This window comes from Cellulophaga sp. BC115SP, assembly GCF_009905545.1.
Classification (GTDB): Bacteria; Bacteroidota; Bacteroidia; order Cytophagales; family Spirosomataceae; genus Flectobacillus; species Flectobacillus rivi.
In genome coordinates this window covers 1-7,511 of the sequence record NZ_JAAALB010000088.1, presented here as the reverse complement: position 1 = coordinate 7,511, position 7,511 = coordinate 1, and the positions used below count along the sequence as shown (strand labels likewise).

The 7,511-nt window shown below is 40.3% G+C and carries 6 protein-coding genes; 1 reads left to right on the top strand and 5 read right to left on the bottom strand.

Annotation, left to right across the window (positions count from 1 at the left end; all coding sequences use genetic code 11):
* Positions 1-107: 107 nt before the first annotated feature.
* The 5 genes from GVN22_RS26350 to GVN22_RS26330 all read right to left on the bottom strand — a co-directional run bounded on the left by GVN22_RS26350 (position 108) and on the right by GVN22_RS26330 (position 5,239).
* The gene (locus GVN22_RS26350; protein ID WP_166553999.1) at positions 108-866 is read right to left on the bottom strand and encodes a cyclase family protein; all 759 of its coding nucleotides are present in this window, start codon (positions 864-866) and stop codon (positions 108-110) included.
* Positions 867-916: 50 nt separating this feature from the next.
* Positions 917-1,675, bottom strand: a complete 759-nt coding sequence (locus GVN22_RS26345; protein WP_166553998.1) for an SDR family oxidoreductase — start codon at positions 1,673-1,675, stop codon at positions 917-919.
* A complete protein-coding gene (gene hisD / locus GVN22_RS26340) occupies positions 1,665-2,951 on the bottom strand; it encodes a histidinol dehydrogenase (protein WP_166553997.1) in 1,287 nt (428 codons plus the stop codon). The genes GVN22_RS26345 and hisD overlap by 11 nt, the downstream gene beginning before the upstream one ends.
* Before the next feature lie 117 nt (positions 2,952-3,068).
* Positions 3,069-4,181: a S9 family peptidase gene (locus GVN22_RS26335; protein ID WP_166553996.1), complete on the bottom strand. Its 1,113-nt coding sequence runs from the start codon at positions 4,179-4,181 to the stop codon at positions 3,069-3,071.
* A gap of 68 nt (positions 4,182-4,249) precedes the next feature.
* Complete coding sequence (locus tag GVN22_RS26330; RefSeq protein ID WP_166553995.1) at positions 4,250-5,239, bottom strand: VOC family protein; 990 nt, start codon at positions 5,237-5,239, stop codon at positions 4,250-4,252.
* Between the two features lie 622 nt (positions 5,240-5,861).
* On the opposite strand from GVN22_RS26330, the gene GVN22_RS26325 reads away from it, so the two are divergent.
* Positions 5,862-6,782: a PHB depolymerase family esterase gene (locus tag GVN22_RS26325; RefSeq protein ID WP_166553994.1), complete on the top strand. Its 921-nt coding sequence runs from the start codon at positions 5,862-5,864 to the stop codon at positions 6,780-6,782.
* Positions 6,783-7,511 lie beyond the last annotated feature (729 nt).

Genomic DNA, 7,511 nt, shown 5'->3' with positions numbered 1-7,511 from the left:
ATCAAACTATTTTACTATTTTGATTACTTTAACTTGGCTAAAACTCAGGGCAACCTATTTTAGGCAAGGACAACTTTCCGACTAAGTGAATGAGTTATTACGCTGAATCATTCGTTAATAATTGCTACTGCGCGTGTCCAACCAGCACTAGCTTTTTCGATTTTGGCAGGAAAACAGACTACTTTGAAACCAAAAGGAGGTAATTGGTCAAGATTAGCGAGTTTTTCGATTTGACAATACTCTTTTTCAATACCAACATAATGTGCTTGCCAAATAATACCCGGACGTGGTTTTTCTCTAAAATCTGCTGCCTGAATGTGCAAAGGAATATCCCAGCCCCAACCGTCGGTACCCATAACTTTGATACCTTGGTCTATCAGCCAGTGAGTCGCTTTGGCTGATGCTCCCACGTGAATTCTGACAAAGTCATCATCATGAATACGCTTGTCGGCATCGCAACGAATCAGCACAATGTCAAAGGGTTTTAGGGTATACCCAATGGCATCGAGTTTTTCTTGTAAATCCTCTGGTTCAAACATATAGCCGTCTGGCTTATCTGTAAAATCCAATACAACACCATCATTAAAAAACCACTCCAAGGGCATCTCGTCGATGGTGCGAGAAGGTTTCCCCTCACAAGTTGGAAAGTAATGATAAGGAGCATCTACGTGTGTACCGCAGTGACTTGTGACGGTCAAAAATTCACCCGCAGGACCATTGCCTTCTATAAAAACGTCGGTTAAGCCTTCAAAAAGTTTACCGCCCATTTTTTTAGCACCTTCTTTATGGTCTTCGTACACAATTTTGGTAGGAAGTGGTTCTTTTATTTTTTCAGAAATAGTTACTGAAAGATCAATGATTTTCATAGTGAAAAATTTAGGAAAGCTACATTCGTAGCTATGACTTGGTCTAAAAATTATTTCAATAGTCTTCCGCCATCTACTGTAATGATACCTCCCGTCGAGAAAGTTAAGGTATCTGCCAGAGCATGCACGGCATTGGCTACATCTGTGCCCGTTGCAAATCGTCCTAGTGGCGTATTAGCCTTTTGGTTTTCTAAAAAAGACGCCTCAAAGTTTTTGGTATATTCACCTTCCACAAAACCTGGGGAAACAGAAAACATACGTATTTGAGGTGCCAAAACTCTAGCCAAAGAGCGAGTCATGGAGTCCAAAGCTGCTTTTGAAGCACAATAGGCGACGTTGCTACCTATACCAAAAATGCCAGCAATTGAAGAAATATTGACTACAACTGATGCTTTCTGTTGCTCTTCGGCAGTTTGTGTCAATAGATTTTTCATACTTCTGACCATGGCAAAACTGCCTCTAAAATTGGTCTGCATGATTTTATCTATCCATTCGTCCGACAATCCTTCCAAGTCATCATGAGCTACTGGTGTAGTAATTCCTGCATTGTTTACCAAAACATTCAAGTTACCATAGCGCTCCGTAACAAAGCTTTTGAGTTTTACTAAAGCCTCAGCGTCTGTAGTGGATGCTTGAAAAATGCTATGATTACCTTCGCCTAGCTTTTCTAATAATTGTTCCGCTTTTGCCTGATTGGACTGATAGGTCGCAATGACAGCATATCCATGCTGAGCAAACTTTTGACAAATGGCAGAACCTATTTCGCCCGACCCGCCTGTTACGAGTACGGTTGGTTGTTTAGACTTCACTTTTGCCGTATTTTCGTACTCTCAAATCAGCTTGTTCTTTATGTCCCCAAAAGTTTTCAATAGCGCAAAGTCTCGAACAATACTCGCCTATCAATGCACTAGCTTCAGGGGTTCTGATTTCTTGATAGGTACACGTTTTCATGAATTTTCCTACCCAAAGTCCACCTGTGTAGCGAGCGGCCTCTTTGGTCGGCAAAGTATGATTTGTGCCGATTACCTTGTCGCCATAGGCTACATTGGTTTTATCTCCGAGAAAAAGCCCTCCATAGTTAGTCATTTTGTCTAGGAAATAGCGAGGGTTTTCGGTCATTACTTGCACGTGCTCGCTGGCAATACGATCGGCCTCAGCCACCAATTCGTCAACTGTATCGCAGAGAATTACCTGCCCGTAATCGCGCCACGATACGCTAGCAATATCGGCGGTTGGCAATACACTCAATTGTCTTTGTATTTCAGTTTCAATACCTTCTGCAATGGCTTTGCTAGACGTTAATAAAATAGCTGGAGAAGTTGGTCCATGCTCTGCTTGTCCCAACAAATCGGTGGCACAAGTTTCTACGTCACAAGTATCATCAGCTATTACTAAAGTTTCGGTTGGTCCTGCAAAAAGATCGATACCTACTTTACCAAACAACTGGCGTTTTGCTTCGGCTACATACGCATTACCAGGCCCCACGAGCATATCTACGCTCTGGACGGTTTCGGTTCCTAATGCCATCATGGCAATAGCCTGAACCCCACCCAATAAGTAAATTTCATCAGCACCTGCCATGTGCATTGCGGCAACAGTAGCGGCAGGAATTTCACCTTTAATCGGTGGTGTACAAGCAATTACACGATTGACTCCTGCTACTTTGGCTGTCAAGACACTCATGTGTGCCGACGCCACCATTGGGTATCTTCCTCCGGGAACATAGCATCCTACCGAATTCATAGGAATATTTTTATGTCCTAGAAAAACACCTGGGAGGGTTTCTACCTCTATATCTTTCAATGCTGCTTTTTGATGCTCAGCAAAGTTTCTAATCTGTTTTTGGGCAAATTGAATATCTTCGATGACTTGCGCAGGAAGAGAAGCTACAATCGATTCAATCTGTTGAGTCGATAATCTAAAACTCTCAGGCGACCAGTTGTCAAGTTTTTGAGAATATTCTCTCACGGCATTATCGCCCTTGGTGGCTACATTCTCAAGCATTTCTTCGACCAATGCCCTCACTTTAGCATCAGCTTCTTTACTCTCAGCGTAGGTAATACCTTTTTTGATTTGGGTTACCATGTGTATATTTTTTTCGAAAATTTGGAGATATGGAATATTGAGGCACTAGTCAAGAAGGCAATAGGCATTAGTAAAATTTAAACTATCCCCTTCTTGCCTAATGCCTTTTTGACTCTTTTAAGCAAACAACTTCTTTGCTACCCAGTCGTACATATTGAAGGTTTTGGTAAAGTCGTCGATTTGGCAATGAGCCGAACCGCTGCTTTCTTTGGGAACTACCTCTAATACGTGCTCACAGGTAAGTGCTTCGTTGAGCTTGTAGGCATTTTCTACAAAATTTTGACGGTCGTCTTCTCCATGCAGAATATACGTTGGCATGGATATTTGTTTTGCTACATCGTCCAAAGCAAATAACTTCAAACGTTCACGAGCATCAGCCATCGTTTCGGCGCCTACAATATGCTTTACAATTTCAGCTAAAGGATGGTTGTCTGGGCGATTTTTCCAAATGTCATAATACGACCATACTGCTCCAAATACCATACAAACCTTGAAACGTGGTTCGAAAGCTGCACAACGAGCTGCCATATAACCACCCATCGACACCGCACCAATACCAATTCGACTAACATCGATATGTTCGGACAGATTTGCAATAGCCCAATCCAACACCGCAGTACCAGCTACATTAAAATCATAGCGAGTATGAATATGGTTGAGGCGCAAAGATGCTCCTTGCCCTGGACCGTCCATTGCTAGTAGAGCAATGCCTCTTTCGTTGAGATGTTGAGAAATTCCAAAGTAAAGTTCTTCTGCCAAACTGTCTAGTCCACCGAACATAATCATCAAAGGAGGGTTTTTGACACCCACAGGTGCAAACAAATATCCCGGAAGAAACGAACCTTCAAAGGGAATTTCAACCTGTAATGGTTTATGTTCAAAACGCTGTACAGCTTTAATGAAAGCTTCTCTACATTTTAAGTAAGAAGGAAGCTTTCGCTCGTCGTTGGGAACTAAGAAAAACTCAGAAGTACGCAGATAGTTGAACGCGCGTAAATAAGTACGACGAGCTGAAACGTCATTGCCATTTTGAGCAAATTCTTCGGCTAAATCAAATACATTATTACCCATTTTGGCCCAAGCTTGATGAAAACTTTCGTTATCGCCTGGGGTAATCTGACTGGCTACTTCTAATACTTCTGCAAATTCGCCCCCACCGTAATGGGCTTGCGTTAAAGCTCTATTGACTTGATAAGAAGGCATATATTGCCCCTGAAAATAATGCCACATCGTGATTCGAGATTTTAGTTTTGTATTAAAAAGGGTAGAAAAAATTGAGGAGTTATTGTGCTTTTATCTTAAATATCAGCAGGTTGTACGACACCGTCGGTGAGTCCTAGTTTTTTCCCTTTGCCCATTTCAGCAAATGGATTGGCAGAACCCCATGCGTCATTGGGATTGTCTTTAAGATAGTGTACGTCCAAATGATCTGGAGCAAATACCAAACGAGCACAAGCATAATATTCAAACAAAATACCACTGCCCGGGTCGATGATATAGATAAAGAATCCTTCATCTGCTTTGTGGCGTGTGGGTGCACCCATAACAGATTTGAAACCTTTTTCGATAAAATAATCCAATGCTAAAAGCACTTCTTCACGACTATCGACATTCCAGCAAATGTGGTTTAAAACAGCTTCGTTTTCGCCAATATTCAGGTCTGTAAAAATGGCAATATCATGCGATAAATTTGCCGTAGTCCAAAGTCCGCCAATTGGTGGAATATCGTCAGCAATACGGATTTCATCTGGATTTCTTAGGCCTAATGCAGACCAAAATGCTTTTTCTTCAATATATTTCCCTTTCGAAACCATATACGTTACATGGTCGATACGACGAGGATTAGCTCCTTTTAGGCGGTTGCTGGCATAGCGATCGGCATAAATACTACCTCTTTCGCCACTTTCTCGCAACCATGCTACATCCCAAAAAATCTCATGGATATGTCCTTCTGGAGACTTAAATCGGTAGGCACGTCCATGTCCCAAATCGCCCTCTGTCCATCCCAAACCAGCACCAATACTTTCAAGAAAAACCGCTGCATCTTCCAATGCCTCAGGACTGTCGGCACGCCAGCCAATATGTCCTAAACCTGATTTTTCACTTTGTGTAAGCTTAAGTGTATGATGATAATAATCGCCCCAAGCACGTAGATACACCGAAGAGCCTTCGTTGCCAGTTTCGTCCATTCCAACAACATCTCTGAAAAACTCAACGGATTTTGCGAGGTCTGTAGTCAACACCTCAACATGTGCTAGGTGCGAAAAATAGTGAGGATTCTTTGCCATATTTCAAATTGTTATAAATCAAGATTATTTATTACAAATTTAATAGCACTATATCCTGATATTTTTAGCAATTAACGGCTAAAAATATGCAATATCAGATATTTTAGACTTTTCATTATAACTGCTCTACTGAATAACAAAAAATGCAGAAGTTTTACCTCTGCATGAATTACCTTTTTTCTTTAGAAATTAAACTTATATTTTATTAGATAAATACTAAAAATAATCAATTTGTCGATATTCATTTAGCTTAAGGTCTATTTGCTACTTGAAAAGCCGAATAAAATCACAGGCTTTACTTTTATTGACCTTGTAAGCAATTTCAGTGACATAGCGGTCTATTGCCTTAGCTCACAAAAATAGAACTTACACATTTTTGTTTAGATGATTGGGCTAAATGGATTGCAATTCGGTAGAATACCTTCAAATAAAGCTTGTATGATAACTACTATCCCGACGGAAACAATAGTTGAGTAATCGCAGTAGGTAATGGTTATCAAGACCAATCCACACAAATTTCATTGTAAAAACACTCATTTTACTGGAAAATGTAATTCAAGATTAATCCTTCTGAATTGAGGCCAATCCAAAGGAAAATCTTTAATCTTCTATTTTTGTATTTATGAAAAAAGCCGTTTTACTATTGCTGACTTCTCTCATTTTGGGAAGTTGTAAAAAAAATGATACCACTTTACCAACAGCATCGTCGTTGAGAGTAGAGGGAACTATGACAGTCGATGCGTTGTCAAGAACATATTTATTGAATCTACCACCCAATTATAATCAAAGTTCAGACGTGCCTTTGGTAATAGCTTTACACGGTGGTGGGGGAAGTGCCACACAAATGGAAACCAACTATTATTTGACTGATAAAGCTAACCAATCTCAATTTGCCATTGTATATCCAGAGGGAGTACGTAGCGACGGTATTTTGGGCGCAAGAACATGGAATGCAGGAACCTGCTGTGATTATGCCGTTGAAAAACAAATAGATGATGTAAAATTTATTAGTAATCTGATCGATGATTTGCACAAAAAATATCCACGACTTTCTACAAAAAAAATCTACGCTACAGGAATGTCCAACGGCGCTATGATGTGCTATAGACTAGCCTGTGAGCTTTCTAGCAAAATTGCGGCTATTGCGCCCGTGGCAGGAACCATGGTAACAACAAGTCCTTGTGTGGCGTCTAGGTCGGTACCAATCTTACATATTCATTCTAAGCTTGATACCAAAGTACCCTACACGGGTGGACGAAGTACATTAGGTTTTGTAGTGCCGCCTGTTGAGACGGGTATCAATACTTGGTTGGGAATAGATGCTTGCAATACCAGTGCCAAGACTGTCAATACTTTGACAAAATATACTCTTACCAAATGGCTTAGCTGTAATAACAGCGCTATTCAAATTTATTTAACAGAAGATGGTGGGCACTCATGGCCTGGCGGTGATAAAGTACGCGCAGGCGCCGATGCCATTTCGGATGCTATCGTCGCCAACGATGTGATTTGGAGTTTCTTTCAACAGTATAAATTGCCGTAGAGAGTACAGAGTATGCTATTAATTTGGCGTTCAAGTTGTCGAGAAGTTCTGTGATTTTTGTTACTTCTGCAATAGAGAATACCCTTTCAGCCGTTGTTGGTCTTTTGACCAATAACGGCTGAAGATATAAATTTAAAAGATTGTAATCCATATTATAACTGTTTGATGATATAATTGTCACTATTCTTTAAAATTTTACAACCCCAGTATGTATACGTACTCTCTTGAATTAAAAAAATAACGTTAACGGCGTTAACGTGACTGTTAACACGTGTAAACGCTTGGTTAACAGCGTTTACACTAATTTATTCAAATGTTGGATAGGGGGTGGGGGTATGTGGATAGAAAATTCTTAGGAATGTGCCAAGATTGTTAGCGCTTCATGACAATCTGCTTCAAATATTGGTAGGCTAGTGATGCAATAATCTCAATAGCTGCTGCTAGCAGTTAAACGAATATTTATTACCAAGTATCAAGGAATTGTTTAGAGGCTCACTTTATCTCGAATCCATTGTTAAGCTCTATGTAAAGTGTAGGTAAGGTTTAGTAAATCTTTATGCAAACTATATTCAATCTACCATCAACATAGCGTCATAACTCAAGTTTGTGTTTTGTACTCTAATTCAACCCAATATTTAGCATAACCTTTTTGAAGCAAGATGGGGTTTCTGGCAGTCAAAAACTACCTAGAACCAGTGTGCAAGCACAGCCATCTTGTTAGGGAATTCA